Origin of the sequence: Asanoa sp. NPDC049475, assembly GCF_040676915.1 — a bacterium.
Lineage (GTDB): Bacteria > Actinomycetota > Actinomycetes > Mycobacteriales > Micromonosporaceae > Asanoa.
The window spans coordinates 115,154-141,015 of sequence record NZ_JBFAPY010000009.1; the positions used below are offsets into that span (position 1 = coordinate 115,154).

A 25,862-nucleotide genomic window follows, 5' to 3' on the forward strand; every position below is an offset into this window, starting at 1 on the left:
GGTCAGACGACGTCGGGCTCGGTGAGCTCGCCCAGCCACTCCGCCGGCGCCGTGCGGACGTCGTCGTCCAAGGGCAGGGCCGAGCGGTCCAGCGCCCGCCGCCACGAGAGGGCGCGGCTGACCCGGGTGACGCGGCAGGCCAGTGTGGCCGAATGGCGCAGCGCCGCCGGGTCGCCCGGCCAGGCCGACAGGTAGGCGTCGCGCAGCCGCAGCAGTTCCGGTGCGCCTGGCTTCAGGCCGAACGTGTAGCCCGCCGACGACAGCGTCACCAACAGCGTGCCGAACGGGTGCGCCACGCTCGCGTCTCCCCAGTCGAAGAAGCGGCCGTTGGCGAAGACGTTGCCGTCGTGCAGGTCGTCGTGTTGCAGCGACGCGCTCAGCCCGTCGGCGGAAAGCTCCGCGCACCAGGTCCCGAAGGCCGGCGCGACCGCGGTGACGGCGGCCAGCCGGTCCGTGCCGAGGTCCGCGCGGACGGTGGCGTCGTCGAGCAGGCCGGCCAACAGCCCCGGCAGGAGGCTTGGGCGCTGGTCGGGCACGCCGAGCGCGACCATCTCGTCGGCCCGCGCGCCCAGCGCCTGCTGCAGCGACGCGTAGGACGCCAGCAGCGACTCCCAGTCGGCCGGCGTCGGTGAGGTCTCGCGCAGGATCGGGCCGGCGTCGGCGGTCAGCAGCCAGCCCCGGTCGGGCTCGACGGCGACCGGCACCAGCACGGACTCGGGTGCCCACCAGCCCAGGGCGGACGCCAGCCCCGCCTCGTAGCGGCAGCCGAACGTGTTGGCCTTGAACCAGAACGTGCCGTCGGCGGTCGGCACGCGCAGGCTGACCGACCACGGGCGCACGCGGGTCTGCTCGATCGGGCCGGTCACCGGGTGGCCTAGGGCCGCGAGCCGCTCGGTGGCCCAGGCCTCGGCGCCGGCCCGCCAGCGCGGGTCGAGCCAGTCGTTGCCGTCTACTGTGGAGCCGTCAATCGCGGGAAGCACGGGCGCCACCCTAGCCAACGCCCGGGCCGGCCGACACCGGATTTACCGCTGGCGCAGCCCGTCGAACAGCAGGTCGAGCAGCCGGTCGGCCTGTTCCCGCGAGCCGGCGGCCAGGGTCACCCCGTTGGCCGCGACCAGCAGGTCGAAGGGGTCGACCCCGGCGCGCAGGGTGCCCGCCGCGGCGCCCGCCTCGAGCAGCGGTGTGAGCGCGCCGAGCAGCAGCCCGCTGCTCTCCGCGTAGGGGTCGCCGCCGGACGCGATCACCGCCCGCAGCGCGTCGCCCATGCCCGCCTTGGTGGTCAGGAAGTCGACGAACCGGCCCAGGAAGGTCCGCACCGCCTCGTCGGGCGGCAGGCCCGACCGCAACTCGGCCGACCCTTCGACCAGGTGGCCGAGCTCGTTGCGGTACGCGGCCTCGACCAGCGCCTCCCGGGTCGCGAAGTGCCGGTAGAGCGTGCCGATGCCGACCCCGGCCTCCTTGGCGATGGCGTCGAGGGTGACCTCCGGATCACGGGAGAACGCGGCGACGGCCGTGGCCAGCAGGCGCTCCCGGTTGCGCCGGGCGTCGGCGCGCAACGGGCGCGGTGTGGCAGCGGTCACAGCGGGTTCCTCCCCGAGACTTGGCAATCCGGAGGAGCCTCCGGTTATGGTTCCGGAGGACCCTCCGCTTGAAGCTTACAAGGAGCAGGACCATGCCTGACCGCATCGTCACCCCGTTCACCGCCGCCTCGACCGCCGCCGACGTGGTCGAGGGCGTCGACCTCACCGGCCGCCGCGCGATCGTCACCGGCGGCGCCTCCGGCCTCGGCATCGAGACCGCCCGCGCGCTGGCCACCGCCGGCGCGCAGGTCACCCTGGCCGTGCGCGACCTCACCGCCGGCGCCCGGGTCGCGGACGACCTCGTCGCCACCACCGGCAACAAGCACATCGACGTGGGCCACCTCGAGCTCGCCGACCCCGCCTCCGTGGCCGCGTTCGTCGCCGGGTGGGACGGGCCGCTGCACATCCTCGTCAACAACGCCGGTGTGATGGCCGCGCCGCTGTCCCGTACCCCCGATGGTTGGGAATCGCAGTTCGCCACCAACCACCTTGGCCACTTCGCGCTGGCCACCGGCCTGCACGCGGCGTTGGCGAAGGCCGGCGGCGCGCGGGTCGTCTCGGTCAGCTCGTCCGCCCACCTCAACAGCGGAGTCGTCTTCGACGACATCAACTTCGAGCGGCGGGCGTACGAGCCGTGGTCGGCCTACGGCCAGTCGAAGTCGGCCAACGTGCTGTTCGCCGTGGAGGCCGCCCGCCGCTGGGCCGCCGACGGGATCGTCGCCAACGCGCTGCACCCGGGTGGCATCAAGACCAACCTGCAGCGGCACGTCAGCGAGGAGGACATCGAACGCGCCCGCGCGGCGGCGGGCAGCAAGGCCCACTGGCGTACGCCTGAGCAGGGCGCGGCCACCTCGGTGCTGCTGGCGGCCTCGCCGCTGGTCGAAGGCGTGACCGGCCGCTACTTCGAGGACTGCGCGGAGGCCCTGCCGCAGGTGCCGGGCGTCTACGGCGGCGTGGCCGCACACGCGCTGGATCCCGAAGCGGCGCACCGCCTCTGGGAGCTCTCGCTCAGCTCGCGGTAGGCGCGTCCTGGCCGCGGGGCGAGCCCTCCGGGCTCTCCTTGCGGCCGTTGGCGAACCTGACCTTCTCGAACCGCACGTCGACCCGCTCCGCGTACCGCTTGCCGTTGACGGGGTCGTGGCGCATGAACGTCGGCGCCGCGATCCGGACGGTCACGTCGAACGGCCCGGCGTCCGGCACCTTGGCGTTGCCGCCGTAGTGGTAGAGGAACGGGTGCCACAGGAACGGCAGCTCGGCGTTCGTCAGGATCGGCTTGCCGTCGCGCTCGACGTCGACGTGCACCCGCAGCCCCGGCACGAACCGGCCGTCGCCGGCGTCGGCCACCGCGACCTCCAGGTGCACGTTGGCGTCCGGCGCCGCCTCCCGCCAGAGCAGCACGCCGTCCTCCAGCATGTACATGCCCTCGGCGTCCTCGTTGATGAACGCCACGAGGTAGTCGCCGGCCCGGGCGGTCGCGGCGCCGTCCTCGTCGGCCATCGCGCCGATCGCGTGCCCGTACGCGTCGCCCTGCTCCCGCGCGACCCGAAGCTCATCGCGCGTCGCCTCGTTGCTCTCTTCCATCGGCGGATACGTCGGTTCGGTGGTCATACCTGCCGGTTACCCCCGGTGTGCCCGGGATAACCGGGAAGATCGGCGCCTGGCGACGCGTTCAAGCCGACATGGACATCGGAATCATCGGCGCCGGCCACATCGGCGGCACCCTCGCCCGGCGCCTCGGCGCGCTCGGCCACCAGATCGTGGTCGCCAACTCCCGAGGCCCGGAGACACTGGACGAGACCCTGACGTCCGCGCCCGGTGTGACGGCCGGCACGGTCGCCCAGGCGCTCGACCACGACCTGGTGATCGTCTCGATCCCCACGAAGGCGGTGCCGGATCTGCCCGGCTCCTTCGCGGGCAAGATCGTGGTCGACACCAACAACTACTACCCGTCGCGTGACGGCCAGATCGCGGAGATCGACGCCGGCACGCCGTCCAGCCGCTGGGCCGCGGACCACCTCGCGGGCGCGCGCGTGGTCAAGGTGTTCAACACGATCAACTGGCGGCCGCTCGGCGACGCGGGCAAGCCCGCCGGCACGCCGGGCCGGATCGCCCTTCCGATCGCCAGTGACGACGCCGAGGCCAAGCGGGTGGTGTCGGAGCTGGTCGACGCCCTCGGCTTCGACCCGGTCGACGCCGGCCCGCTGGACGAGAGCTGGCGCCAGGAGCCGGACACGCCGGTCTACGGCGCCGACGCGGACGCCGAAGGGGCACGCGCCGCCCTCGCGGCCGCCACTCGCTAGACGTGCCATCGGGTACGGCGGGAGGCTGCTCCCGCCGTACCCGATGCGGCTCCTGCTAGGGCAGGACCCAGCGCTGGTTCGCACCCGCGAAGCAGTCCCAGATCTGCAGCCGGGTGCCGTCGGCGCTGCTGTTGTCGCGCACGTCGAGGCACTTGTTGGACTGCGGGTTACGCAACGTCTGGTTGGACTGCGCCTGCCAGACCTGCGCGCCCGACCCGTTGCAGTCCCAGAGCTGCACGTTGGCGCCGTTCGCGACCGAGCCGCTCGCGACGTCCATGCACTTGCCCAGCGCCCGCAACGTGCCGTCAGAGCCGACCGTCCACGTCTGGGCATTGGTGCCGTTGCACGTGTAGAGCTGGACCGCGGTGCCGTTGGCGCTGCTGGCCGCCGCGACGTCGACGCACTTGCCGGCCAGGCCGGTGATCCGCCCGGTGCGGCCGGTGGGCGGGTTGCTGCCACCCGTCGCGACCGTGTAGATCGCGCTGACCAGCGAGTTGGCGTTGTTCGGGTCCTGGGACAGCTCCCAGTTCATCATCCCGCCGGCGTTGGCCATGGCCCACTGCGTCTTGGCGCGGATCGTCGGCAGGCCGTTGTAGCACTGCTGCACGCCGTTGATGGTCGCGCAGTCCTGGTTCGCCCACGCGGCGTTCTGCGCGACGATCTGGTTGTACGGGATGCCGCCGGGCCGGCTGTAGAACGGCACACCGACGACCGCCTTGCTGGCCGGCAGGCCGCGCGACTTCCACCCGTTGATGTTGTCGATCGTCCACTGGTAGTTGGCGTGGGGCGAGCCGCCGTCGTACGTCATGATGTTGAGGAAGTCGACATAGCCGAACACAGCCGGCTGCACGCCCTGCGCGGTGCCGCCACCGGAGACGACCGCGGCGGTGAGCAGCTTGCCGCGGCTGTGCATGGCCGTGCTGAGCTGCGACATCAGGGCGGTGAAGTTGTTGCCGCTCGTGCCCGCGTCGGGGTACTCCCAGTCGATGTCGACGCCGTCCAGGTTGTACTGGTTGACCAGGTTGACGACGTTGTTGACGAACGTCGTGCGGGTGCCGGCGTTGGCCGCCATCTGCTCGAAGCCGGAGTCGTTGCCGTCGTTCCAGCCACCGATCGCGATGAGCACCTTGGTGTTGGCGGCGTGGCCGAGGCTGACGATCTGCTGGAGCTTGCTCGGGTTGTCGACCGCGGTCAGGCTGCCGTTCCCGTTGGGTAGCACGAACGCGTAGTTGACGTGGGTGAGCTTGCTGTACTGGATCGCGGTGGCGCTGCCGGCCCACGACGGCATGTAGCCGACGCTCTTGAAGCCGTTGGGCAGCACGGCGGCCTGGGCGGGGGTGGGCGCGGCGAGGACGGCCAGCGTGCCGGCCGCGAGCGCGGTGACGGCCGCGGACACGGCGGCGAGGATTCTCTTGGGCATGGGCGGACCTTTCGAGGCACAGCCTTGTACGTGGAGACGGACGGGGGTACGCGGTTGTGCGGCGGGTGGTGGGTGGTCCCGCCGATGGGCCTCGAGGTGGCAAAAGCTTAGGAAACTTTACTATTGAAGTCAATGGATGCCTGGCGCGCGTGGCTAGGCTGTCGGTCATGCGTGCTGTTGTTTACCGTGACCATGGGCCGGCCGCCGAGGTGCTGCGTCTGGAGGAGATCGACACTCCGAGTCCCGGGCCGGGCGAGGTCCGGGTGCGCGTGGCGTACTCCGGCGTCAACCCGACCGACTGGAAGACCCGCTCGGGCGCCGTGGCCCAGCCGCGCGCGTCGCACTTCCAGGTGCCCAACCAGGACGGCTCGGGCGTGATCGACGAGGTCGGCCCCGGCGTCGACCCTGCTCGGATCGGCCAGCGGGTGTGGCTCTACATGGCGGCCTACAAGCGGGTCTACGGCAGCGCCGCGCAGTTCACCGTGATCCCGTCCGACCAGGCGATCCCGCTGCCCGACAACGCCTCGATGCAGCTCGGCGCCAGCCTGGGCGTCCCGGCCGTGACGGCGCACCGTTGCCTGTTCGCCGACGGCCCGCTCGACGGCCGGACCGTCCTGGTCGCCGGCGGCGCGGGCGCGGTCGGGCGGTTCGCGATCCAGCAGGCCCTGGCGGCCGGCGCGACCGTGATCAGCACGGTCTCCAGCGAGGCCAAGGCGGAGCTGGCGCGCGAGGCCGGCGCACGGCACGTGGTCAACTACCGGTCCTCGGGCGCCGCGGACGAGATCCGCGCGATCGCGCCGGAGGGCGTCGATCGGATCATCGAGGTCGCGCCGGCCAGCAACCTCGCCCTCGACCTGGCCGTGGTGGCACCGAACGCGATGATCGTCTGCTACGCGGCCGAGCCGCAGCCGCCGCAGCTCGTGGTCCGCGAGCTGATGAACCGCAACCTGGTGCTGCGCTTCGTGCTGCTCTACACGATGCCGGACGAGGCCTTCCAACAGGCCGCCGCCGACCTGACCGCTCTCCTCGCCGCGGGCCGGCTCACTCCCCCACCGACCACGGTCTTCCCGCTGGAGGACACGGCCGCGGCCCACGACGCCGTCGAAGGCGGCGCGATCGGCAAGGTCCTGATCGCCGTCGACCCTTCGCTCTAGGGTGTTCATGTGGCATCTGAAGTGCTGGAGGTCGCCGGGCGCGAGGTGACCATCACCAATCCCGACCGGGTGGTGTTCCCCGAGGCCGGCCACACGAAGCTCGACCTGGTCCGCTACTACCTGACGGTGGCCGACGGCGCGTTGCGGGGTGTGGGCGGGCGGCCGATGGTGCTCAAGCGCTTCGTCAAAGGGCTGAGCGAAGAGGCGATCTGGCAGAAGCGGGCACCCGCCAAACGGCCCGACTGGATCGAGGTGGCCGAGCTCCACTACCGCTCGGGCACCTCGGCCGCCGAGACCGTGGTCCGCGACGCCGCCGCCCTGGCGTGGGTCGTCAACCTCGGCTGCGTCGACCTCAACCCGCACCCCGTGCGCGCCGAGGACCTCGACCACCCCGACGAGCTGCGGGTCGACCTGGACCCGATGCCCGGCGTCGAGTGGGGTCAGATCGTCGACGTGGCCCTGGTCGCCCGCGAGGTGCTGGAGGAGCATGGCCTGACCGCCTGGCCGAAGACCTCGGGCTCGCGGGGCTTCCACATCTACGCGCGGATCGACCCGCGGTGGAGCTACCGCGAGGTGCGACTGGCCGCCGAGACGGTGGCGCGCGAGGTGGAGATCCGGGTGCCGGACCTGGCCACCGCCCGCTGGTGGAAAGAGGAGCGCGAAGGCGTCTTCGTCGACTTCAACCAGAACGCCAAGGACCGCACGGTCGCGTCGGCCTATTCCGTGCGCCCCCTCCCCGACGCCCGCGTCTCGACCCCGCTCGACTGGAACGAGGTCCCGGACTGCCGGCCGGCCGACTTCACGCTGACGACGGTGCTGGACCGCTGGGCTCAGCGCGGCGACCCGTGGACCGGCATCGAGACGGCCCGCGGTTCGCTGGAGCCTTTACTCGACCTGGCCCGCCGCCTTGGCCCGGCGGAGAAGCCCCCGAAGGGCGAGGGCCGCCGCCTGCAGACCAGACCGCTGATCGAGATCGCCCGCTCGAAGACGAAGGACGAGTCACTGGCGGCCCTGGATCGCTGGAAGTCTCGCCACGCGGCGATCGTCGGCTACCTGGAGCCGGCCGACATCCTGATCGACGGCATGCGGGGCCGCAGCTCGATCTGGTACCGCATCCGCGTCAACCTCCAACACATCCCGGAGGCCGAGAGGCCGGAGCAAGAGCCGTTGGAGGTCGACTACAACCCCTGGGCGCGAGGATCGGGTTCTTAGGAACGCCCGATCATGACTCGGGTCCGTCGTGGGCACGACCGTCGCTCCCGCCAGAGACCGCTCCGCTGCCACCTCCGCGGTGGGGTTATTCGAACTGCTTCCAGTGGCCTTCCGAGATGACCTCTACCTTGCCGTCGGCGACTTTGATCGCGGTTTCGTCGTCGATCGCGTAGGACGGGTTTCCCAGGGTCGCTGCCCAGCGTTCCGCTTCCGCCAGCGAGTTCTCCGGGAACCCGTCCAGGTGCGGGAAGATCGAGAAGTCGACGATGCCCAGGGTGCGGTCGTCGCCTGTCGGTGACTTCCATTGGACGAAGTCGTCGCCGACGCGGGGTGTCATCACCATGCTGCCGGCGCTCAAGCCCACCCAGACCTTGTCGGGCAGGGTCGGGATCAGGTCGGCCAGGCCCGACTCACGCATCCAGTGGTTCAGGTAGAGGGCGTCGCCGCCGTTGACCAGCAGGACGTCAGCTTCCTGGACCCACGGGACCCAGCGGTCCTTGCCCACGCTCGGCAGCGCCGTGAGCTCCAGCACGCCGACCGACTTCCAGCCCAGCTCTGTCATCGGGCAGGAGGATCCCTGTCCACTCACGAACGACCAGGCCCGCACCGGGTTCGACATCGGATGCCCGTAGCCCGCCGTCGGGATGCACAGCGCGTCGCACTCCGCGATCGGTTTGCCGAGCAGGTCGACCAGCGCGTCCTTGATGCTCGGGTTCTTGACGCCCGCGGCGGTGAGCAGCAGCTTCATCGGTGCCCCTTCAGAAGTCGTAGTTGGTCTGACCGAACGGATCGCCCTTGGCATGGCCGTGCGCCTTGACCGGCGTGACCTCGAAGACCACGAGCTCCGTCTCCGCCGCGTGCGAGACGACCGCGTCCCAGCGGCCGTCCCAACGCGAGCGGTAGAGCGCGGCCAACCGGCGCAGCGACTCGTCGTCGGTCACCGGTGCGGCGGTGCCTTCCACGGCCACGTCGAGGCCGCGGTCCCACGCGGTGTCACCCACGAGCACCAGCACGTGCGGGTTCGCCATCAGGTTGGCGTGCTTGACCTCGTCGCCGCCGGTGTGGAAATAGACCTTGCCGTCGAGGACCACCGGGACCATCGGGGTCGCGTGTGGACGACCATCGGGGCGCACGGTCACGATCCAGGCGACCTCGGCCGCGGCCACGCGGGCCTCGGCGTCGCCCCACGGCACCAGCTCGGCGTGGTCGTCGCTGTAGCGCGGGTCGATGCGCCCGGACTTCATGACCGCCCCCGAAACTGATTGCAGATCGAAAGCACGCTAACACGACCGGTTGCGAAGTACCATCAGAAAACCATGGCTGATGTTCAGGACCGCGCGCACCGATCGGGCTGCCCGATCAACCTGTCCGTCGAGGTGCTCGGCGACCGCTGGTCGCTGGTCGTGCTGCGCGACGTGATGTTCGGCGACCGGCACTACTTCCGCGAGCTGCTGACCGGGTCGCAGGAGGGGATCGCCTCCAACATCCTCGCCGACCGGCTGCGCAGGCTCGTCGCCAACGGCCTGCTGTGGCGGTCGGACGACGCGAGCCATCGGCAGAAGATCCGCTACAGCCTCACCGAGGCCGGCGTCCAGCTCGTGCCGGTGATGGCCGCGCTCGGCTCCTGGGGGCGCCGCCATCTGCCCGTCAGCCACGAGCTGTCCGTGCGCGCCGAACTGCTCGAGCGCGGCGGCCCCGAGCTGTGGGACCGCTTCATGGACGAGCTCCGCGAACAGCACCTCGGCATCGCGCGCCCGCCGGGCACACCGTCGGTCTTCGCCGAGCTCCAGGCCGCGTACGAGGCCGCCGTCAGCCGCGCCGAGCCAGCCGCTCCAGATAGCCACTGATCGCGGCGCGCACCGTCGGACTGCTCCACACCTCGATCACCTCGTCGGTGTTGTCACCGGCCATCAGCCGGCTCGCGTCGGCCCGCAGCGCCGCCTTCGTCATCGCGAAACTGACCGCCGGGATGGCCGCGAACGCCTCCGCCCGGGCCAGCGCCGCGTCGAGCAGCCCCTCGGGCGCCACCACCTCGTCGACCAGGCCGACCGCGAGCGCCTCGTCCGGACGCAGGGTCCTGCCGGTGTTGACGAGCGCCGCCGTGCGCGGGCCGACCACGTAGCGGACCGCCTCCAGCGCCGTCGCCGGGAACGGCACGCCGACGAGAAGCTCGGTCACGCCGATCGTCCCGCCGGACATGAACCGGTAGTCGCACCCCGCCGCGATCACGCAGCCGCCGGCGATGGCGTGGCCGTTGACCGCGGCCACCATCGGGCGCGGATGGTCGAACACCGCGCGGAAGGCGCCGCCGAGGGCGAGCAGGAACTCCCGGGTGTACGACTCGCCGCCCTCGTACAACCGCTTGAGGTCGACGCCCGCGGAGAACGCGCGGCCCGCTCCGGTGAGGACGATCGCGGGCGCGTCGGCCAGCCCCCCGAGGGTCGACGTGAGCTCCTTCAGCGTGTCCAGGTCGAGCACGTTGACCGGCCCGTTCTCGAACCGGACGACCGACACCGCACCGCGTTCCTCGACGCTGATCACCTCGGGATCATCGCACCGCCGCGGGACGCGGTCTAGCGTCCGGCCGGCGCGGTGGCCGGCGCGCAGGTGGTCGGGGCGGTCGCGATGCGGGCGGTCAGGTCCGGGCACGGCATCGGCCCGCCGCCGGGGCGCATGACGAGCCAGCCGACCAGCGCGACGACCGCGACCACCGCCAGCGCCGCGACGCCGGCCACCCACCGGCGCCGCCGTTCCGGCCGCTGGGCCGAATCCGCGCCGGAGGACCAGTCGACCAGGACCGCTCGCGAGGGGAGCGCCCGGAACGCTTCCTCCCCGGCCAGGAACCGGCGATACGCGGCCAGCGCCGGCGCCAGCGCACCGTCCAGATCGGACGACGCCGGTCGCGAGGTGGTGGTGCCGCCGCGCGCCAGCCCGTACATCATCAGCAGTGGCCGTCCCTGCTCGTCGCGCAGCGGCCCCGGATCGGCGAATCCCACGTCGACGCCGGTCAGCGCATGGGTGCGGTACGCCACCGTCAGCCGCCCACCGCTCGCGGTCGTGACCGCCCGCACCCGTGCCGCGCCACCGACCGGGCCAGGGCTGAGCGACTCGACCAGCACGCCGTACTCGGTGGAGATGATCTCCGGTGTCAACACCGTGCTGTAGTCCCGGCGCCGGCCCGCCGCGACCGCCACCGGCCACGCGCGGGCGGTCACGGCGTGCCGCCGAGCCGGGAGCTGGGTAGCCGGCCCTCGAGGACGTCGACCCGGCTGCGGAACTCGCGGATCACCTTGCGCTGCGCGAGCTGGAACTCCTCGATGTGCGACTCGGCCTCGTCGAGCAGCCGGGCCACGTGCGCCTCGTGGGTGGCCGCCGCCTGTTCCTGCCGCCGCATCAAATCGGTCGCCGCCAGCCCGACGAGCGAGGCGTAGAGCGGGTTGAGCGCGCCGATCACCCGGTTGGTCGACCGGATCAGCGTGGCGCCGACCTCGGCGAACGCCTCCGCCGGCGCGCGCCGGGTCTGCCGCCGGAGCCGGGCGAACTCCGCGGCCAGCTTCGCCTGGTCGAGCCGGATCATGATCTGCTCGAAGACGTCGGGCACGACGGCGGCGATCGGCACGTCCACGTTGGTGGGTTCGAGCAGGCCGTCGGGCAGCTTGGTCATGGCGCCGCTCTCGTCGAGCTCCGCGAACGCCGGGCCGACCGCCGAGACGGGCACGAGCCGCACCACCCGCCGGCCGGTGTGCTCCTGGACGAGGTCGCGGAAGCCCTGGTTCGTCATGAGCAGCTTGCGTACGGTCCGCAGCCGGCTGTCCTCGTCGACGTCCACGTCGCGCAGCAGGTCCCACTTGGTGATGACGAACGTGACCGGCTTCTCGACGACGAGCATCCGGCTGATCATCGCGGTCAGCGCGTGCTGCAGGCCCATCTGCCCCTCGCGCTTGCCGTCGATCCACTGCCGCACCCGGTGGCCGTCGATGACCGCGACCAGGGCGTCGGCCGACTCGATCCGGTCGTCGAGGTCCTTCCACAGCGTCGAGCCGGGCTCCGGCGGCTGGGTGAGCAGCGTGCCCGCGTAGTCGAGGTAGCTGAGCTGGAGCACCGTGTGCAGCGCGCCGGATCCGCCGCGCGTCCGCACCGCGAAGGTGAACTCGCGGGTGTCGGCCGTGGCGGTGCCCGCAGGCCAGTCCCGCCCCGGGTCCTCGACCTCGGTGAACCAGTGGTTGAGCAGTGCCACCTGCTCCCGGGGCGCGGCGAGGAAGTAGCCGCGCCCGGCCCAGGTCTGCAGCTGGTGGTACATGCTGGCCAGCAGCAACGTCTTGCCCGAGCCACGCGGCCCCAGGGTGACGACCCGGAAGGTGGGCACGCCTTCGGCACCGCGCGGAGGCGGCGCGGCTGTCGGTCGCGGGGCGCGGTGGCGCCGCCGGACGATAAGCACGACCGCCACCACGAGGGCGGCGGCGAGCACGAGCGCGAACAGACTCATGCTGTGACGGAGGACGGCCCGGCCGCCCTGATACGTCAGGTCAGCTGGTGCCGCGCGGCACCGCCTGCCGGGCCGCGAGGGCGGCACCCCGGGCGCCGGCCATGTCGAGGTCCGGCACGAGCGCGAACGTCGCCACCTGGCGCTGCTCGTCCCGCAGGTTGGTGTTCTTCTCGACCTGTTCGAGGAACCACTGGCCGAACGCGGCGGACGCCTGCACGACACCACCGCCGACGAAGTACGCGTCCGGGTCGGTGAAGTTGGCGGCGATGGTGAACAGCCGGCCGATCGCCGCGGCCTGCTGCTCGAAGATCTTGACGGCCAGCGGGTCGCCCGCCTCGCCGAGCCCGCGCACCAGTTTCGCCGCGGTGGCCACCGACGCCTCCGCCGCGAGCGGGTGGTCGGGGTGCTTGGCCAGCCAGTACGGCAACAGGTTGCGCTCGATGCCCGTCAGGGAGGCGATGCTCTCCGCGTCGCCGAAGAAGCCGCAGTTGCAACCCGGGATCGGCTGGTCGCCGTCGAGCAGTCCCTGCATCGGGATGTGCACGTGGCCGAGCTCGCCGGCCATGCCCGCCGCACCGGAGACGATCCGCCCGGACTCGATGACGCCGCCGCCGAGCCCGGTGCCGACGATCGCCGACACCGACGAGCGCGTGCTGCCGAGGAGTCCGAAGTGGACGTGGTGGGCGTACAGCGCGGCCGCGTTGCCGTCGTTGTTGTAGACGACCGGCAGGCCGAGCTTCTCCTCCAGCGCGCCGCGGACGTCGTACCCCCGCCAGGCCGGGTCGACGAAGTTGGTCGAGCCCTTGGTCGAGATCACGCCGGTGGCGCTGGCCGGGCCGGGAGTGTCCAGGCCGACCGAGCGCACCGCGGCCCGCGGCACCCCGGTCTGGGTCAGCACGTTGTGGAACGCCTCGGCCAGCGCCTCGACCGCGACGACCGGCCCTTCCTTGACCCGGCTCGGGCTCTCCAGCAGCCCCTCCACCAGGAACTCGCCGGTCGAGTCGAGCACCGTCGCGTTGTTGGCGTTGCCGCCGTTGTCGAGGCCGACCACCACCCAGCGGTCACCCTCCACCGCCCGCACGCTGTCGTTCATGAGCCGATCCTGTCACGCTCTCGCGTTACCCGCCGTCGTCCGGACGCCGGAGGCGCTTGACCTCGCCGCGCCGCTTCTTGGCCGCGATCCGCCGCTCCTTGGCGCCCCGCGACGGCTTGGTCGCACGCCGTGGTGGCGGTGGCGGCTCGATCGCCCGCGCGACCAGGACGGCCAGCCGCTCCAGGGCCGCCTCGCGGTTGCGGAGCTGGGCGCGGTGCTCGGACGCGGCGATGGTGATCACGCCGTCGACCAGCCGGTTGGCGAGCCGCTCCCGGGCGCGGTCCTTGAGCACCGGCCCGAGGGCGGTGCTGGCGTCGAGGTCCCACGACAGCTCGACGCGCGAGTCGGCGGTGTTGACCCCTTGCCCGCCGGGGCCGGAGGAGCGGGAGAAGCGCCAACGCAGCTCGGCATCGGGAATCTCCACGCCGGGTCTGATCGTCAGTGGCGCCATGCCGCCCAGGATAGGTCCCGATCGGGTTTGACAGCACTTATATAAGTGCTGTTACATCGCGGCGTGGACCTTCTCGACAGCAGTCACTGGGGACCGGTCTGGGCCCTGCTCCACGGCATGGACCGCGAGATCGCCGAGCTCTACGCCGAGGCCGGCATCGGCGACGTGCGCACCCGGTTCGTCGGCCCGCTCATCCAGCTCTCCCGGCACGAGCCGCTGACGATCCAGGAACTGGCCGACCGGGTACGCGTCACCCACTCGGCCATGAGCCAGACCGTGGCCGCCATGCGCCGGTCCGGCCTGGTCGACGACGCCACGAACGTCGACGGGCGCACGCGCCGGATCCAGCTCTCGGAACGCGGCCGGGAGCTGGTGCCGTTCCTCGCCGCCGAGTGGCGCGCGACCGAGAAGACGGTGCGCGAGCTCGACGCCGAGGTGCCCTACGCGCTGACCGCCGTGGTCGAGGACCTCCGCCGAGCGCTGGAGCAACGCTCGTTCCGGGACCGACTGCGGGCCAACTTCTCGCTCGAGCGGCAGGACGAATGAGAAGCGCGCTGGTCGACCTGCGTCCGCTGCGTGACCACCCCACCTTCCGCCGGCTCTGGATCGGTCGCACGCTGTCCGGATTCGGTGGGCAGTTCGGTGGGTTCGCCGTCGTCTTCTACGTCTGGGACCGCACCCACAACCCGGCCCTGGTCGGGCTGATCGGCCTGGTGACCGCGGTCCCGCTGGTCGTGGTCGCCCTCCTGGGCAGCGCCTTCGTCGACCACGTCGACCGGCGGCGGCTGGCCTCGGGCGCGACCTGGGGACTGCTGGCGACCAGCCTGCTGATGGCGGTCACCACGGCCACCGCGAGCCCCGTCGGCGTGCTGATGGCCCTCGCCGCCGTCCACTCCGGACTGTCCGCCCTCGCCGCGCCGGCATTGCGCGCGTTCACGCCGGTGCTGCTGCCGTCGTCGCGGCTGGCCGCCGGGCTGGCCCTCGACCACCTCTCGTTCCAGCTCGCCATGCTGCTGGGTCCGGCGGCGGCCGGGCTCCTGACCGCGTACGCCGGCACCACCGTCTGCTTCGTCGTCGACGCCGTCTCGTTCGCGGCCGCGCTGGTCGGGATCGCCGGGCTGCCGCGGGTGACCGGCACGCCGGGCGGCGGAGCCGGGTTGCGCGCGGTCGTTGACGGGATCCGGTTCGCGGTGCGGACCCGCCCGGTGGCCGGCGCGCTGCTCGCCGACCTGTGCGCCACCCTGCTGGCGATGCCGGTGGCCCTGTTCCCGATGGTCAACCAGGAGAAGTTCGGTGGGTCGCCGGCGCGACTGGGCCTGTTCCTGACCGCCATCGGCATCGGGGGCGCCATCGCGTCGGTGCTGTCCGGGCTGTCGACCCGGCGTACCCGACCCGGGGTCGTGCTGTTGGTCTGCGGCGGGGTCTGGGGTCTCGGACTGGCCCTGGCCGGGTTCGCCGGCACGCTGCCCGCGGTGCTCGGCTGCCTGGCGATCGCCGGCGCGGCCGACACCTGGGCCGTCGTGGCCCGGGGCACGGTGGTGCAGACGTCCACTCCGGACGCCTACCTCGGCCGGGTGGCCGCCCTCGAACACGTCGTCGGCGTCGCCGGACCCGAGGTGGGCAACCTGCGCGCGGGCCTGGTCGCGTCGGTGACGGGCGGGGGTGCGGCGTTGGCGATCGGTGGCTTGAGCTGCGTGGCCGGCACGGTGCTGCTGGCCGCCCTCAGCCGGCCGCTGCGCACAGCAACTGTCCCAGCACCAGCGGCGGTCGTCCCGTCAGCACCGTGAACCCGCGCAGCGCGCTCCGCGCCGCCTCGGTCAGCGCCGGGTCGTCGAAGACCTCGCCCGCCAGGACCACGACGTCGAGCCCCATGTCGTCCGCGCACCGCCGGGCCTGCCGGGCGACCAACGCGGCGACCGTCGCCCGGACGCGCGCGGCGATCGTCTCGGCCGAGGTCCCTCGCCGCACGTCCCCGACGACCGCCCGGACCAGGTCGCCTGGATCCAGACCGCGCATCGGGTACGGGTCGAAAGCGCCGTCCCCGCTCGTCGGCCCGTGCAGGGCGGCGACCGTGTCGAGGAGCAGTCCGAGGCTGGACGTGGCGCCGCAGCCGTAGCCGGAGTCGAGCTGGCCCGCGAGGACGCGGCGCTCCCGGTTGGCGCAGGCGCGTACGGGTGGCAGGTCCAGGTCCCACGCCACGCCCGCGTGTCGCAGGTGGGCCAGCGCGGCATGGTTGGCCCGGCCGGCGGTGCGCACGTAGTCGAGGTGGGCGACCCGGCGGAACTCCTTGTAGCCGGCGACCAGCACCTCGCCGCCCCAGGTGGCACCGTCGGGTCCGTAGCCGCCGCGGTCGAACGCGAACCCGATCACGTGCTCGTCGGGCCCGAGCCGGTGCTCGGCCATCACCGCGGCGACCAACGCGTGATGCCGGACCACGGCCCGGGTGGGCAGCACGTTGCGCGCGGCCCACTTGCGGACCGGGTCGCCGGGGTGCAGGTCGACGGCGACGAGCTCGGGCTTGGCACCGGACTCGGCCTTCAGTGCCGCCAACGCGTCGTCGAGGTCGCGGAGCTCGCCGACCCAGGCGTGCCGGCCGACGCCGATCGCCGACCGACCGCCACCCACGGCGAACGTCGGCGTCACTTCCCACGGCAGGGCCACCACCACACGCGGAATTCTCCCCAGCCAGCCGAGCCCAGGTGCCCTTATTAACGCTTTCCGTTGTATAGGGGTCGCTTCCCATCGCCGTTTCGGTTGATTGACCGAAGATCATCTTTCTCGCAGGATGCGTCGGTGACCGATCGCTGCCCGACCTGCGCCATCCCCCTCGCGGTCGAGGAGGACGAGCCGCCGTGGTGCCAGCACTGCGAGTGGAACCTCGACACGCTCGCGCCGATCGAGGGGGCGACGTGGTTCTGGCGGTCGATCCGGACCCGCGACCACCGCGCGGGATTCCGCTCCGACCGCCTGCTGGCGTCCGGGGCGTCGGCGAGCCGGCCAGGGGTGTACGCGCTGCTCGTCGCGCTCTCCGTCGTGCTGGTGGCGGTGCCGGTGACCGCGCTCCTGGCCGGCGTCTGGCTGCTGGTCACCGGGCCGGTGGCGCTCGGGCTGCTGTTGCTCCTCGTCACCTACGCGGTGCGGCCGCGCCTGGGGCGGGTCAAGAAGGTGCTCAAGGGCCAGTACCGGCTCGACCCCGACCGGGCCCCAGCACTGCACAGCCTGATCGACCGGGTGGCGACCGCGATCGACGCCCCGCGACCCGACATCGTCGCCATCCACGCGGCGTGGTGGGGCGCCGGGACCACCGTGGCGGGCATCCGCCAGCGCAGGATCCTCACGCTCGGCATTCCGCTGCTGGCCAGCATCGACCGCGGTGAGTTCGTCGCGCTGCTCGGTCACGAGCTCGGCCATTTCGCCAACCGGGACTCTCGGCGCTTCATGGCGACCATGCCGGCCCGGGTGACCTTCGGACACATCGCCCGCGCACTGCGGCCGAGCCGGGTGTCGGGCGTCGAACGTGACCTGCTCGGCCTGCAACTGATCGTGTTCGAGCTCTGGCGTCTGATCAGCGGCCTGATGTCGTGGGTGTCCTTCGCGGTGCACGCGGCGATCGCCGTCGCCGCGGCGCGGGACGATCGGCAGGCCGAGCAGCGGGCCGACCTGCTGGCTGTGAAGGCCGCCGGGCGCGCGTCGACGCTGGGGCTGTTCGACGCGATGGCCGCGTTTCCGCTCTTCTACGGCGCCATCAGCGGTGCGTCCCGCAAGGGGTACGCGATGGCGGAGTGGCGGGCGCGGATCGCCCAGAACCGTGAGCGCAACGACGAGGGCCGAACGGCGGTGCTGCGCCAGCTCACCATCCGCACCGAGGCGTCGCTGTTCGCGAGTCACCCGTCGACCGGGCGGCGGCACCAGTTCGTGTCGACGCTGCCGAGCTCGTACGCCGCCGTGACCGTCGCGGACGACGAGTGGGCGACGATCGTGCGCGAGGTCGCTCCCTATGCGGAGACGTTGCGGAACGAGCTCGCGGAGCAGTACGAGATGTGAGCGGGCCGGTGCGGCACCGGCCCGCTCGGGCTCCTCAGAACGCGGAGACAGGCGTCGCGTACACCATGCGTTGTGTTGGATGTTCGGTGATGCTGAAGAGGACGTCGCCGTAGCCGTAGAAGTCGGACCAGTAGCTCAGATCCTCGGGACCGATCGGGGCCGTGCGGCGGACCGGTGTGCCGAGCGTGCCGGTCGTCGCGCTCGGCGCTGTCGATCGAAGCAGGTCGCCGTTGTCGTTCTGGTCGGCGACGTCCTTGCCGTGGCTGCGGTTCAGGTAGTACGTGTTGCCGTGCCCGACCACGCCCTGGACGTTGGGGACGGGCAGCCGGTACGCGCTGGTCGCCCGCCACCGGCCGTCGCTGGAGATCGCCGGCAGGCCGTTGAGCCCGTCCAGCGGCCAGTTCGCCACCCGGCCGGTCTTGTCGGGGTCGTTGCCGTTGGCGCCGGCGTCGCAGTACTCGCCGGTCGTGAGGTGATCTCCCCCGGTGCGGTCGAGGCCGACGAAGGAGAAGTGCGGGGCGCCGTCGACGGTGCAGGTACTGGCGTCGGTGACCTGCCCGGCGTTGCTGGTCCAGGCGCCGACCTCGGGCATCACGTAGCGGTAGCCGTGCCCGTAGAAGACCCCGTTCTGCCGGCCGATCTTGGTCTTGTCGGTGGTGTTGCCCTTGGCTCCGGCCGCCTGCAGGTCGAAGATGTAGCGCATGTCGAAGACCCGGAACCCCCGGCGCGTGTCGGCGACGTAGAGGTAGTTGCCGTACCAGGCGAGACCGCCGGCGTGCAGCGAGCCGCCGCTGGAGTCCTGCGTGTTGCGCAGGCTCATGTAGGTGGCGTTGCCGGAGTCGTTCTGGAACGGGTAGGCCAGCAGGACGTGCTGGTAGGCGCCGGTGTGCAGGTCGATGAACGTGATCCGGGTGCCTTTGACCTGCTCGGAGTCGTTGTTGTACCAGCTGACCACGAGAGGTTGGGCGGTTCCCCAGAACTGGTCGTCCTGCGCGTCGGCGACGGTGCTGATGCCCTGCGGCGTCCATTCGACGTTGCCGCCGTTGGTGCCGCTGTCGGCGGAGTCGAAGCAGAAGCTGTAGACGGCGTTGAGGTCGCGTTCCTTGACGTCGACGGCGCTCGGGTTGCAGATCGCGCCGGAGCCGGACATGACGGTGCCGTCGCGGCTGGCCTGCGCGAGGATGTTCTGGACGCCGAGCTTGGGCAGTTCGGCGTCAAGCTCCTGCACACGCTGCGTGAGAGCGATCGCATTGGACGCGGGTCGCAGGTCGAAGTCGCTGAGCTTGGGCGGCGGCGGAGCGGCGGCGGCCGGACTGACGGCTACCGCCGCCGAGGCGACGACCAACGCGGTGGTCAGGCTGACCCGTCGAAACCACACGTGATACCTCCCCAGGGTTCGTGGCATCGAAGCCCTGGAGTCTAGGTGTCAGCGATCGATGTCCATCGCATTTGTCTCAGCGTGTGCGCCGGGTCGTCCTGACTCAGCAGGGTTCGGCGACGACGTCGCCGGCGGCCGCGGTGAGGCGGGTGCCGTCGGTCAGGATGACGTCGACGAGCCCGGCCTCGTCGGCGGCGCTGACCCCGAACACGGGAGCCCCGGCCAGGCTGGACTCAGGCGACCTGCGGTTGCGAGGAGGCCGGTAGACCCAACGGATCTCACTGGCCAAGCTGTTCGCCTTCATCCGCACCGCCCCCGTTTCGCCGCGACGCCGTCGGGCATCGCGCCACCATTTGACCGGATTTTGCCGCCCGTCACGACGCGGCGCGCCGGGCCACCGGGTGCGTCAGCCGGGGACGGTGCCGCGAACCGTCCATGCGCGGGCGGTGAGTCGGATCGAGCCGTCCGGCGCCGTCGGCAGCCGGGACCGCAGCAGGTCGCGGAGGCGGTTGCGGTCCTTGGCCTCGAGTCGGGCGACGAAGCCCGGCGCCGGGCCCTGGCCGCCGAGGAAGGGAGTCCAGAAGTCGTCGAAGCCGGTGAAGGTCATCGGTGCCGACACGGCGTCGACGGTTACGCCCTCCAGGCCGGCGCCGGTCCACAGTGTGCGGAGCGGATCTGGCCGACAGACGGCCGCGAAGCGGTCGAGTTCGTCCGGTGCCGTCGGGTCGATCGTCGAGGCGGCCGACCAGAAGTGGCGGAGCATCTCCATGCCGTCGCCGTAGTCCCAGACGTACGCCGCGGCCGTGCCGCCCGGGACCGTCACGCGGGTCATCTCGGCTACGGCGCGGCGGGGCTCGGGCACGAAGTTGAGCGCCAGCCCGCTGACGGCGAGGTCGAACTCCCCGTCGCCCAGCGGCAGAGCCCTGGCGTCGCCCACCCGGAACGTGGCCCGTGGGTCAGCGACCCGGTCGGCGGCGGCGGTCACGAAGGCGGCCGAGCTGTCGACACCGATCACCTCGGTGGGCGCCGCGGCGGCGAGGACCGCTCCGCTCAGCGCTCCCGTGCCGCACCCGACGTCGACCCACCGCCGACCGGTCGGTGCGGTCAACCACCGCAGGAACAGCGGCGCCACGCGACGGCTCCACCGGCCCATATAGGCCTCGTAGGCGTCGCGCTCTGACCACCGCTCGGGTACCACGGGGGCAACAGTATCCGCTGATCGCCATCGATCTACCCCCGTTCGGGTGAATGGGTTTCGCTTTCGTCACCCACCCGACTCATCCCTTCACACGAGTGTGTCCCGTTGCCTGGACCCCGCGGCCCGCGCGACCCGCCTCGCCGCGACGGCGAGTCGCAGGGCCCGGCTGACCCGTAGCCGGCGAGAGCTGTCGGTGGCCGCGATGAGCTCGGTCAACGCCGCTCGGTCACACGGCGGCACGTACGCCAGAATGATGATCAACGGCAGCACCGCGGCGACCAGCTCGACCACCACGACCATGCCGATGAAGGCCCCGACCACGCCGACCAGCGCGATGTGCTCCACCGCGACCCCCTCAGGTCCCGCTGACGGCTACGGCGAAGAGCACGACGGCCGTGACCCCGACCGCGAAGGCAACGCCGGCGATCGCGGCCAGGGCGTGCACGATCGGCCCGATCGGCGCCAGCGCCCGCCGCATCGACCGCAACGCGACGGCGGCGACGACCACGGCGAGGGCCAGGTAGACGTACCGGTGGTCGCTGAGCGACATCCAAAGATCCGCAAGACTCACGATGATCACCCCACATCGTCGGTCCGTACGTCGAGGATTCACTATTCATGATCAACATCCAAGGTCACATGCATAATTCAGGTGGCGCGAATTCATGCCCAAGATCGGCGGCTGGAGCGCTCATCCCGATCGATCGCGGCCGAAACACCAGCTCAAGTAGCGATATGGCTGAGGGCTAGTGTCCAAATCGAACAATGGCCATTGGACGGCCCGCACCAAGCGGCGTTGCAAGAGCCCTTCGGATGGATGACAATTCAGCGCGGGAGGTTGACGCAGCAATAGATCTTGAATCAGGATGCTGCGGTGAATATGCCCAGCGTCGACACTGATGTCGTCAGGCCAACTGAAGAAACGTCGGCCCAGGCCGCATTCAACCTTCAGACCATCTCCGCACAGTGTTCATCAGGCAGTTGTCCGACGGTCTATGACAGCGGTCGAGGCACGATCGTTGTCCAGGGTTACACGGTGACCGGCAGCCATGCCGGGGTCGCGCTCCCCGCGGGTGAACAGCTCGTCGAGATTCCGGTAGAGCTGCTGATGAACGCGGCGCGCAACCTTTCATGATCAGTTATTAGAGAGTCGCGAAGGGAGCGCTGATGGTCGACAACCTTGGCGCTCCCGAGGAACCAGCTGACTCGCTGGGTGCGCGGCTCGTGCAACTTCGGAAAGCACGAAACCTTACCGGCCGAGAGCTGGGCAAGCTGGTTGAGATGAGCCAGCCGAAGATCTCAAGGCTAGAAAATGGGGTCGGGTCGGCCGATCCCGACGACGTCAGGCGGATCGCTCGGGCTCTCGATGCACCCGGCGAGGTAGTCGTCCAACTCGTGGACTTGGCCGAGCGGACGCATGACCGGATGACCGACTGGCGCCCGCTGGGTCCGTCGCTCGCACATCGGCAGCGGAACGTGGGATCGTTCGAGGCCGGTGCGCGCGTGTTGCGTGTGTTTCAGCCAGCGGTCATCCCAGGTCTTCTGCAGACGAGCGACTACGCCCGGGCTGTTTTCACGTCGTTCCATGAGGTGATGTTCTCGTCGAGCGTGGCGGCCGCCAGGTTGGCCGTGCCCGAGGCCGTTTCCGCCCGGATCGCGCGCCAGGAGATCCTCGTTGACCCCGCGCGGACGTTTCATTTCCTTATGCCCGAGCACGTGCTGACGGCCAGCGTCTGCGATCCGGAGTACATGCCCGCACAGATCCAACGGCTGCGCGAAGTGGCGACCCAGGAGAACGTAACCATCGGCGTGATCCCGCAGGGCGAACGGATCCTGCCGCCGCCGGTGAACGGCTTCGAGGTAGCCGACGACGACCTGGTCGACGTCGACCTGCTGAACACGTCACTGACCTCGCGGGGACGGTCGGACGTGGCGATGTATCGCCAGATCTTCGAGCGATACGCCGAGCGAGCGACCGTCGACATCGACTCTGTCCTCGACCGCCATCTGGACGAGCACGCTCGGGCGTTCCAGGCGGGGCGCCGGGTCAAGTGACCCGGCGCCCCGATCTTCGTTTACGCCGGTTCGATCCAGATGTTGCGGTAGCGGACCGGGTTCGTGTGGTCCTGCAGGCGGATCGGGCCGAGGCTGTTGGCCTCTGCCGCTCCCCCACCCGTCGGACCGTTGACGGCCACGTTGTTGTGGACCGTCACCCCGTTCCAGACCACCGTCATCCGGGCGTCCTCGGTCTTCGTCGTGCCGTTGAAGCGGGCCGCTCGGAAGGTGATCTCGTACGTCTGCCACGTCTCCGGCGCCGTTGCCGCGTTCACGTCCGCCGCCTTCTTCTGGTAGATCGAGGCCGCTTCGTCGTTGCCCAGCGACGTGTCTCCGAACGAGTCCAGCACCTGTAGCTCGTACCGGTCCTGCTGATAGACACCGCTGTTCGCCCGCGCCTGGCCGGTCACCTCCGGCCCGTACAACGGCAGCCAGAACTCGACGTGCAGCTTGTAGTCGCCGTACGCCTGTCTCGTCCTGATGTCACCGCCGTTGACCTGCATGCCGCCGCCCGTGATGGTCCACGTCGGGTTGCGGCCGTCGGTGTGTTGCCAGTTCGCCGTCATCGACGCCGCGGTGCCGTCGAACAGGACCGTGCGCGTCGGGACCGTGGAGGACCCGTACACCTCCAGCTCGTAGATCCGCGCGGCGGCGTTGCCGTCGCTGGTCGGTGTCGTCACGTTGAGCCGGACGTACCGCGCCTGAACGGCGGTGAAGGTGTACGTCGTGGTCGCCGACGTGTTGCCCGTGACCGTTGCCACCGTCGACCACGACGTGCCGTTCGTCGACACCTGGATGGTGAAGTCCCGCGTGTTCCACGACGCGTTCTCGCCACCCGTGGCCGCGTGCTTCAGGACGACCCGGCTCACCGTCGTTGCCGCACCGAGGTCGACCTGCATCCACTTCGTCGAGCCCAGCGAGCACCACTTGTCGGTGTTGCCACCGGTGGTGCTGCCGTTGACCGCCTTGGCCGCGCTCTCGTTGGCGTTGCACGAGCTGTCCGCGGTGGCGGTCTTGTTCAGCGCCAGGTTGACCGCCGCGGCGGCCGTGACGGTGATGTTGTCCAGGTTGACGTTGCCGATGTCACCGGCGTCATAGCGGTACGAGATGGTGTTCGTGCCCGCGTTCAGGTTGACCGACTCGACCTTGTTCGCCCACGTGTCCCAGTTGTTCGTGAACGGCAACTGCGTCTGCCGCAGCTTGGTGCCGTTGACGTACAGCGACACCGTCTTCGTGCCCGTGCCGCCGTTGGGACCGTTGGAGTAGCGCAGGCTCACGTCGTGCGCGCCCGCGGACGCCGCCGACACCGTGAAGGTCGTCGTCGCGCCCTGGGTGCCGTAGCCGGCCACGAAGCCCGAGCCCGTGTAACCCAGGTGGTCCGTCGCGACCACCGCTCCGCCCGACAGCGCCGCCGACTCGGCCTCCAGCACTCCGCCCGGCTGCTGCGGGCCGCCGATCAGCGAGTTGAGCGTGTACCAGGCCTCCGTGCTCCACAGTTCCTGGCCGTTGGTCGCGGTGAACGAGCGCGGCGAGCGCAGGTAGACCACGCGGCCGGCCTGGAGGCCGTTGACCTTCAGGGTGACCTTGCGGCCGTCGGCGGACGCCGTCGCGGAGGTGACCGTCAGCGTCTGCTCGTCGACCTTCGGGCCGCCGTAGTTCTGCGTGGGGACGTACCTCCACTGCTTCACCTGGTACTTGGTGGCCAGGCCGGCGATCGTGGCGGCCGACAGAGGCTGCGTGTACTCCACCTCGAAACCGCCGCTGACCGCGCGCATCGCGAGCATGTCGAACACGTTGCCGCCGTTGGGCGTCAGCTTCTGCAGGCCGTACTTCAGCTTGCCCGCCTGGCCCCAGTTGCCGTCGGCGCCGAGGCCACCGACGTAGATGGCGCCGTTCGGCCCGATCGACGTGCGCAGCACGCCCATCTCCAGACCCTGGGTGTGCCGGAACAGCGCACCCTGGTACTCGCCGTTGATCTTCTCGAGGTAGGCCCGCTGTAGGCCGCCGTAGGTCACGTCGCCGATCAGCATCTGCCCTGCGAAGACGCCCGACTGGATCATGACCGGCGTGCTCGGCGAGTTGGCGATCTCGTTCTGCGGCATCCACAGCACCGGCTGCGTCACCGGCTGGCTCTGGAACGGGCCGGGCGGGTTCATGTAGAGGTTGAAGAACCGGTCCTGCTTGATGTGCACCAGCTTCGACGACGGCAACCAGTCACCCTGGTTGTCGGTGACGAAGATGCCACCCTCAGGACCCCAACCGATGCCATCAGGCGTACGCAGGCCGCCCGCGACGTAGTGCACGGCGCCGGTGTTCTTGTCGACCCGGATCGTCGAGCCGCGGTTGGCTGCCGGCTGCGGGTTCGTCGTCGCGCCGCCGTAGTTGATCGAGATCGACAGGTTCAGGTAGAAGTACGGCGCCTGGTAGAGCAGCCCGAACGCGAACTCGTGGAAGTTGCCACCCCACGGCCACGTCGCCACCTGGCGGTAGTTGTCGGTCACCCAGTCGCCGTTGGTGTCGTTGAGCTCGACGAGCCGGTGCTTCTCCGACACGTACAGCTTGCCGTCGACGTACTTGATGCCCATCGGCTCACGCAGCCCGGTGGCGATCCGTTGATACGTCACCTGCGACGGCTGGGTCGCGGTGGTCACGTTTGACAGCAGGTAGACCTCGCCGAGCACGTTGTCCGTGCCGCCCCAGGTCGTGATCGCGAGCCGGCCGTCGGGCAGCCAGTCCATCGCGGACACCTGCGGCTGGAAGCCGGTCGGGCGCAGGTTGGTCAGCGTGTAGTTGGGGTTGACGGACGTCAGCGGCAGGCCGTCGCCGGGCGAGTCGGTGACGCCCTCGCACTCCTTGCGGCCCGGGGCGGTCACCCGGACCACACCGGCGTCGGTGGACAGGACGCTGTTGGGCACGAGCACGAACGTCGACGACCCGGGTGTACGCCAGTCGAGCGTGATCTGCTGGTCGACGCTGCGCTCGAAGTGGTCGATCCGCAGCGAGTGGTAGCCGGTGGTGAGGGAGACCGTGCCTTCCTTGGGCGGCTGGGCGCTGTGCAGACCGTCGTGGTCGATGACCACCTGGTCGTCGATCAGCAGCCGGGAGCCGTCGTCGCTGGTGAGCCGGAACGTGTAGCTGCCGGCCGTGGCGATGTTGATGTTGCCGATCACCTGGGTGACGAAGTTGTCGCTGAAGCCCCCGAAGTCGGCGGTCGACGTCCAGTTGATCGTGGGCATGAGTTTGTCCACATTGGGCGTCTGGCCGGGCTTGAGGTCACAGATCTCGTTGAGCGGCACCTGTACGTCGAAGACGCGCAGGGTGACTCCCGGCTCCTGCGGCGGCGGGGCGGCCGCGGCGACTGCCGGCGCGACCAGGACGCCACTGATGAGCAGACCTGCGGCGGCGATTATGGACAGGGGACGGCGTAACCGTGTGCTCATTGTTCCTCCGGGACGGTAGAGGGACGAGCGAAGGGAGGACGGCGGATCGAC

28 protein-coding genes are annotated in these 25,862 nt (G+C 70.8%); 10 read left to right on the forward strand and 18 right to left on the reverse strand.

Going from position 1 to position 25,862, the window contains the following annotated elements; translation table 11 throughout:
* Window positions 1-2: 2 nt before the first annotated feature.
* Window positions 3-980 (reverse strand): phosphotransferase, encoded by a 978-nt coding sequence (locus AB0J88_RS32590; RefSeq protein WP_364357217.1) that lies wholly within the window; start codon window positions 978-980, stop codon window positions 3-5.
* Window positions 981-1,022: 42 nt separating this feature from the next.
* Entirely contained in the window at window positions 1,023-1,580 is a 558-nt protein-coding gene (locus AB0J88_RS32595; RefSeq protein WP_364357214.1) for a TetR/AcrR family transcriptional regulator, read from the reverse strand.
* Window positions 1,581-1,672: 92 nt separating this feature from the next.
* On the opposite strand from AB0J88_RS32595, the gene AB0J88_RS32600 reads away from it, so the two are divergent.
* Window positions 1,673-2,602: an SDR family NAD(P)-dependent oxidoreductase gene (locus AB0J88_RS32600; protein ID WP_364357211.1), complete on the forward strand. Its 930-nt coding sequence runs from the start codon at window positions 1,673-1,675 to the stop codon at window positions 2,600-2,602.
* Here AB0J88_RS32600 and AB0J88_RS32605 read toward each other — a convergent pair.
* Window positions 2,589-3,188 carry an iron transporter gene (locus AB0J88_RS32605; RefSeq protein ID WP_364357208.1) on the reverse strand — a complete coding sequence of 200 codons (600 nt, stop codon included), beginning with the start codon at window positions 3,186-3,188 and terminating at the stop codon, window positions 2,589-2,591. The genes AB0J88_RS32600 and AB0J88_RS32605 overlap by 14 nt on opposite strands.
* 71 nt (window positions 3,189-3,259) lie before the next feature.
* Between AB0J88_RS32605 and AB0J88_RS32610 the strand changes: the two genes are divergently transcribed.
* The gene (locus AB0J88_RS32610) at window positions 3,260-3,880 is read left to right on the forward strand and encodes an NAD(P)-binding domain-containing protein (protein ID WP_364357205.1); all 621 of its coding nucleotides are present in this window, start codon (window positions 3,260-3,262) and stop codon (window positions 3,878-3,880) included.
* Window positions 3,881-3,935: 55 nt separating this feature from the next.
* On the opposite strand, the gene AB0J88_RS32615 is transcribed toward AB0J88_RS32610, so the two are convergent.
* The gene (locus tag AB0J88_RS32615; protein ID WP_364357202.1) at window positions 3,936-5,300 is read right to left on the reverse strand and encodes a glycosyl hydrolase family 18 protein; all 1,365 of its coding nucleotides are present in this window, start codon (window positions 5,298-5,300) and stop codon (window positions 3,936-3,938) included.
* Between the two features lie 167 nt (window positions 5,301-5,467).
* On the opposite strand from AB0J88_RS32615, the gene AB0J88_RS32620 reads away from it, so the two are divergent.
* Complete coding sequence (locus AB0J88_RS32620; protein WP_364357199.1) at window positions 5,468-6,454, forward strand: NADPH:quinone reductase; 987 nt, start codon at window positions 5,468-5,470, stop codon at window positions 6,452-6,454.
* 9 nt (window positions 6,455-6,463) lie between these two features.
* Window positions 6,464-7,666, forward strand: coding sequence for a DNA polymerase domain-containing protein (locus tag AB0J88_RS32625; RefSeq protein WP_364357196.1), 1,203 nt, complete (start codon window positions 6,464-6,466; stop codon window positions 7,664-7,666).
* A gap of 85 nt (window positions 7,667-7,751) precedes the next feature.
* Here AB0J88_RS32625 and AB0J88_RS32630 read toward each other — a convergent pair whose 3' ends face one another.
* Both AB0J88_RS32630 and AB0J88_RS32635 read right to left on the reverse strand, forming a co-directional pair.
* Window positions 7,752-8,414, reverse strand: a complete 663-nt coding sequence (locus AB0J88_RS32630; RefSeq protein ID WP_364357193.1) for a Type 1 glutamine amidotransferase-like domain-containing protein — start codon at window positions 8,412-8,414, stop codon at window positions 7,752-7,754.
* A 10-nt stretch (window positions 8,415-8,424) separates the two neighbouring features.
* Window positions 8,425-8,910: a pyridoxamine 5'-phosphate oxidase family protein gene (locus AB0J88_RS32635; RefSeq protein ID WP_364357190.1), complete on the reverse strand. Its 486-nt coding sequence runs from the start codon at window positions 8,908-8,910 to the stop codon at window positions 8,425-8,427.
* Between the two features lie 72 nt (window positions 8,911-8,982).
* On the opposite strand from AB0J88_RS32635, the gene AB0J88_RS32640 reads away from it, so the two are divergent.
* A complete protein-coding gene (locus tag AB0J88_RS32640; protein ID WP_364357187.1) occupies window positions 8,983-9,513 on the forward strand; it encodes a helix-turn-helix domain-containing protein in 531 nt (176 codons plus the stop codon).
* Here the strand turns inward: AB0J88_RS32640 and AB0J88_RS32645 are convergent.
* From AB0J88_RS32645 to arfB, 5 genes are read right to left on the reverse strand one after another with little or no spacing between them, the layout of a single operon-like run.
* Window positions 9,476-10,207 carry an enoyl-CoA hydratase/isomerase family protein gene (locus AB0J88_RS32645; RefSeq protein WP_364357184.1) on the reverse strand — a complete coding sequence of 244 codons (732 nt, stop codon included), beginning with the start codon at window positions 10,205-10,207 and terminating at the stop codon, window positions 9,476-9,478. The genes AB0J88_RS32640 and AB0J88_RS32645 overlap by 38 nt on opposite strands.
* Window positions 10,208-10,239: 32 nt before the next feature.
* Window positions 10,240-10,881 carry a hypothetical protein gene (locus AB0J88_RS32650; protein WP_364357182.1) on the reverse strand — a complete coding sequence of 214 codons (642 nt, stop codon included), beginning with the start codon at window positions 10,879-10,881 and terminating at the stop codon, window positions 10,240-10,242.
* The gene (locus AB0J88_RS32655; protein ID WP_364357180.1) at window positions 10,878-12,152 is read right to left on the reverse strand and encodes a GTPase domain-containing protein; all 1,275 of its coding nucleotides are present in this window, start codon (window positions 12,150-12,152) and stop codon (window positions 10,878-10,880) included. The genes AB0J88_RS32650 and AB0J88_RS32655 overlap by 4 nt, the downstream gene beginning before the upstream one ends.
* 40 nt (window positions 12,153-12,192) lie before the next feature.
* Window positions 12,193-13,245: an ROK family protein gene (locus AB0J88_RS32660; RefSeq protein WP_364357177.1), complete on the reverse strand. Its 1,053-nt coding sequence runs from the start codon at window positions 13,243-13,245 to the stop codon at window positions 12,193-12,195.
* A 25-nt stretch (window positions 13,246-13,270) separates the two neighbouring features.
* Complete coding sequence (gene arfB / locus AB0J88_RS32665; protein ID WP_364357174.1) at window positions 13,271-13,696, reverse strand: alternative ribosome rescue aminoacyl-tRNA hydrolase ArfB; 426 nt, start codon at window positions 13,694-13,696, stop codon at window positions 13,271-13,273.
* Window positions 13,697-13,759: 63 nt separating this feature from the next.
* Here arfB and AB0J88_RS32670 point away from each other — a divergent pair, with 63 nt between their 5' ends.
* Both AB0J88_RS32670 and AB0J88_RS32675 read left to right on the forward strand, forming a co-directional pair.
* Entirely contained in the window at window positions 13,760-14,242 is a 483-nt protein-coding gene (locus tag AB0J88_RS32670; RefSeq protein WP_364357171.1) for a MarR family transcriptional regulator, read from the forward strand.
* Window positions 14,239-15,483, forward strand: a complete 1,245-nt coding sequence (locus tag AB0J88_RS32675; RefSeq protein ID WP_364357168.1) for an MFS transporter — start codon at window positions 14,239-14,241, stop codon at window positions 15,481-15,483. The genes AB0J88_RS32670 and AB0J88_RS32675 overlap by 4 nt, the downstream gene beginning before the upstream one ends.
* Here the strand turns inward: AB0J88_RS32675 and AB0J88_RS32680 are convergent.
* Window positions 15,419-16,363 carry a hypothetical protein gene (locus AB0J88_RS32680; RefSeq protein ID WP_364357165.1) on the reverse strand — a complete coding sequence of 315 codons (945 nt, stop codon included), beginning with the start codon at window positions 16,361-16,363 and terminating at the stop codon, window positions 15,419-15,421. The two genes, AB0J88_RS32675 and AB0J88_RS32680, sit on opposite strands and share 65 nt — an antisense overlap.
* A 126-nt stretch (window positions 16,364-16,489) precedes the next feature.
* Here AB0J88_RS32680 and AB0J88_RS32685 point away from each other — a divergent pair, with 126 nt between their 5' ends.
* On the forward strand, window positions 16,490-17,740 hold the full coding sequence (locus AB0J88_RS32685) for a M48 family metallopeptidase (protein ID WP_364357162.1): 1,251 nt from the start codon (window positions 16,490-16,492) through the stop codon (window positions 17,738-17,740).
* A gap of 34 nt (window positions 17,741-17,774) precedes the next feature.
* Here the strand turns inward: AB0J88_RS32685 and AB0J88_RS32690 are convergent, their stop codons facing one another.
* The 5 genes from AB0J88_RS32690 to AB0J88_RS32710 all read right to left on the reverse strand — a co-directional run bounded on the left by AB0J88_RS32690 (window position 17,775) and on the right by AB0J88_RS32710 (window position 20,866).
* Entirely contained in the window at window positions 17,775-19,118 is a 1,344-nt protein-coding gene (locus AB0J88_RS32690; protein WP_364357159.1) for a hypothetical protein, read from the reverse strand.
* 103 nt (window positions 19,119-19,221) lie between these two features.
* A complete protein-coding gene (locus tag AB0J88_RS32695) occupies window positions 19,222-19,422 on the reverse strand; it encodes a hypothetical protein (protein WP_364357156.1) in 201 nt (66 codons plus the stop codon).
* Window positions 19,423-19,524: 102 nt separating this feature from the next.
* A complete protein-coding gene (locus AB0J88_RS32700) occupies window positions 19,525-20,316 on the reverse strand; it encodes a class I SAM-dependent methyltransferase (RefSeq protein ID WP_364357153.1) in 792 nt (263 codons plus the stop codon).
* 87 nt (window positions 20,317-20,403) lie between these two features.
* On the reverse strand, window positions 20,404-20,661 hold the full coding sequence (locus AB0J88_RS32705; protein ID WP_364357150.1) for a hypothetical protein: 258 nt from the start codon (window positions 20,659-20,661) through the stop codon (window positions 20,404-20,406).
* Window positions 20,662-20,671: 10 nt separating this feature from the next.
* Window positions 20,672-20,866 carry a hypothetical protein gene (locus tag AB0J88_RS32710; protein WP_364357147.1) on the reverse strand — a complete coding sequence of 65 codons (195 nt, stop codon included), beginning with the start codon at window positions 20,864-20,866 and terminating at the stop codon, window positions 20,672-20,674.
* A gap of 306 nt (window positions 20,867-21,172) precedes the next feature.
* Here AB0J88_RS32710 and AB0J88_RS32715 point away from each other — a divergent pair, with 306 nt between their 5' ends.
* Together AB0J88_RS32715 and AB0J88_RS32720 are read left to right on the forward strand one after the other, a co-directional pair.
* Window positions 21,173-21,451 carry a hypothetical protein gene (locus tag AB0J88_RS32715; protein WP_364357144.1) on the forward strand — a complete coding sequence of 93 codons (279 nt, stop codon included), beginning with the start codon at window positions 21,173-21,175 and terminating at the stop codon, window positions 21,449-21,451.
* Window positions 21,452-21,483: 32 nt separating this feature from the next.
* A complete protein-coding gene (locus AB0J88_RS32720; protein WP_364357141.1) occupies window positions 21,484-22,371 on the forward strand; it encodes a helix-turn-helix transcriptional regulator in 888 nt (295 codons plus the stop codon).
* 20 nt (window positions 22,372-22,391) lie between these two features.
* Here the strand turns inward: AB0J88_RS32720 and AB0J88_RS32725 are convergent, their stop codons facing one another.
* Window positions 22,392-25,811: a family 16 glycoside hydrolase gene (locus tag AB0J88_RS32725; protein ID WP_364357138.1), complete on the reverse strand. Its 3,420-nt coding sequence runs from the start codon at window positions 25,809-25,811 to the stop codon at window positions 22,392-22,394.
* Window positions 25,812-25,862 lie beyond the last annotated feature (51 nt).

What these genes read in the sequence shown, in the direction of transcription:
- arfB (WP_364357174.1), bottom strand. Translation starts at nt 13,696, where the DNA reads ATGGCGCCACTGACGATCAGACCCGGCGTGGAGATTCCCGATGCCGAG.
- AB0J88_RS32710 (WP_364357147.1), bottom strand. Translation starts at nt 20,866, where the DNA reads ATGTCGCTCAGCGACCACCGGTACGTCTACCTGGCCCTCGCCGTGGTC.
- AB0J88_RS32630 (WP_364357193.1), bottom strand. Translation starts at nt 8,414, where the DNA reads ATGAAGCTGCTGCTCACCGCCGCGGGCGTCAAGAACCCGAGCATCAAG.
- AB0J88_RS32605 (WP_364357208.1), bottom strand. Translation starts at nt 3,188, where the DNA reads ATGACCACCGAACCGACGTATCCGCCGATGGAAGAGAGCAACGAGGCG.
- AB0J88_RS32615 (WP_364357202.1), bottom strand. Translation starts at nt 5,300, where the DNA reads ATGCCCAAGAGAATCCTCGCCGCCGTGTCCGCGGCCGTCACCGCGCTC.
- AB0J88_RS32655 (WP_364357180.1), bottom strand. Translation starts at nt 12,152, where the DNA reads ATGAGTCTGTTCGCGCTCGTGCTCGCCGCCGCCCTCGTGGTGGCGGTC.
- AB0J88_RS32720 (WP_364357141.1), top strand. Translation starts at nt 21,484, where the DNA reads ATGGTCGACAACCTTGGCGCTCCCGAGGAACCAGCTGACTCGCTGGGT.
- AB0J88_RS32725 (WP_364357138.1), bottom strand. Translation starts at nt 25,811, where the DNA reads ATGAGCACACGGTTACGCCGTCCCCTGTCCATAATCGCCGCCGCAGGT.
- AB0J88_RS32600 (WP_364357211.1), top strand. Translation starts at nt 1,673, where the DNA reads ATGCCTGACCGCATCGTCACCCCGTTCACCGCCGCCTCGACCGCCGCC.
- AB0J88_RS32675 (WP_364357168.1), top strand. Translation starts at nt 14,239, where the DNA reads ATGAGAAGCGCGCTGGTCGACCTGCGTCCGCTGCGTGACCACCCCACC.
- AB0J88_RS32695 (WP_364357156.1), bottom strand. Translation starts at nt 19,422, where the DNA reads ATGAAGGCGAACAGCTTGGCCAGTGAGATCCGTTGGGTCTACCGGCCT.
- AB0J88_RS32610 (WP_364357205.1), top strand. Translation starts at nt 3,260, where the DNA reads ATGGACATCGGAATCATCGGCGCCGGCCACATCGGCGGCACCCTCGCC.
- AB0J88_RS32620 (WP_364357199.1), top strand. Translation starts at nt 5,468, where the DNA reads ATGCGTGCTGTTGTTTACCGTGACCATGGGCCGGCCGCCGAGGTGCTG.
- AB0J88_RS32635 (WP_364357190.1), bottom strand. Translation starts at nt 8,910, where the DNA reads ATGAAGTCCGGGCGCATCGACCCGCGCTACAGCGACGACCACGCCGAG.
- AB0J88_RS32640 (WP_364357187.1), top strand. Translation starts at nt 8,983, where the DNA reads ATGGCTGATGTTCAGGACCGCGCGCACCGATCGGGCTGCCCGATCAAC.
- AB0J88_RS32660 (WP_364357177.1), bottom strand. Translation starts at nt 13,245, where the DNA reads ATGAACGACAGCGTGCGGGCGGTGGAGGGTGACCGCTGGGTGGTGGTC.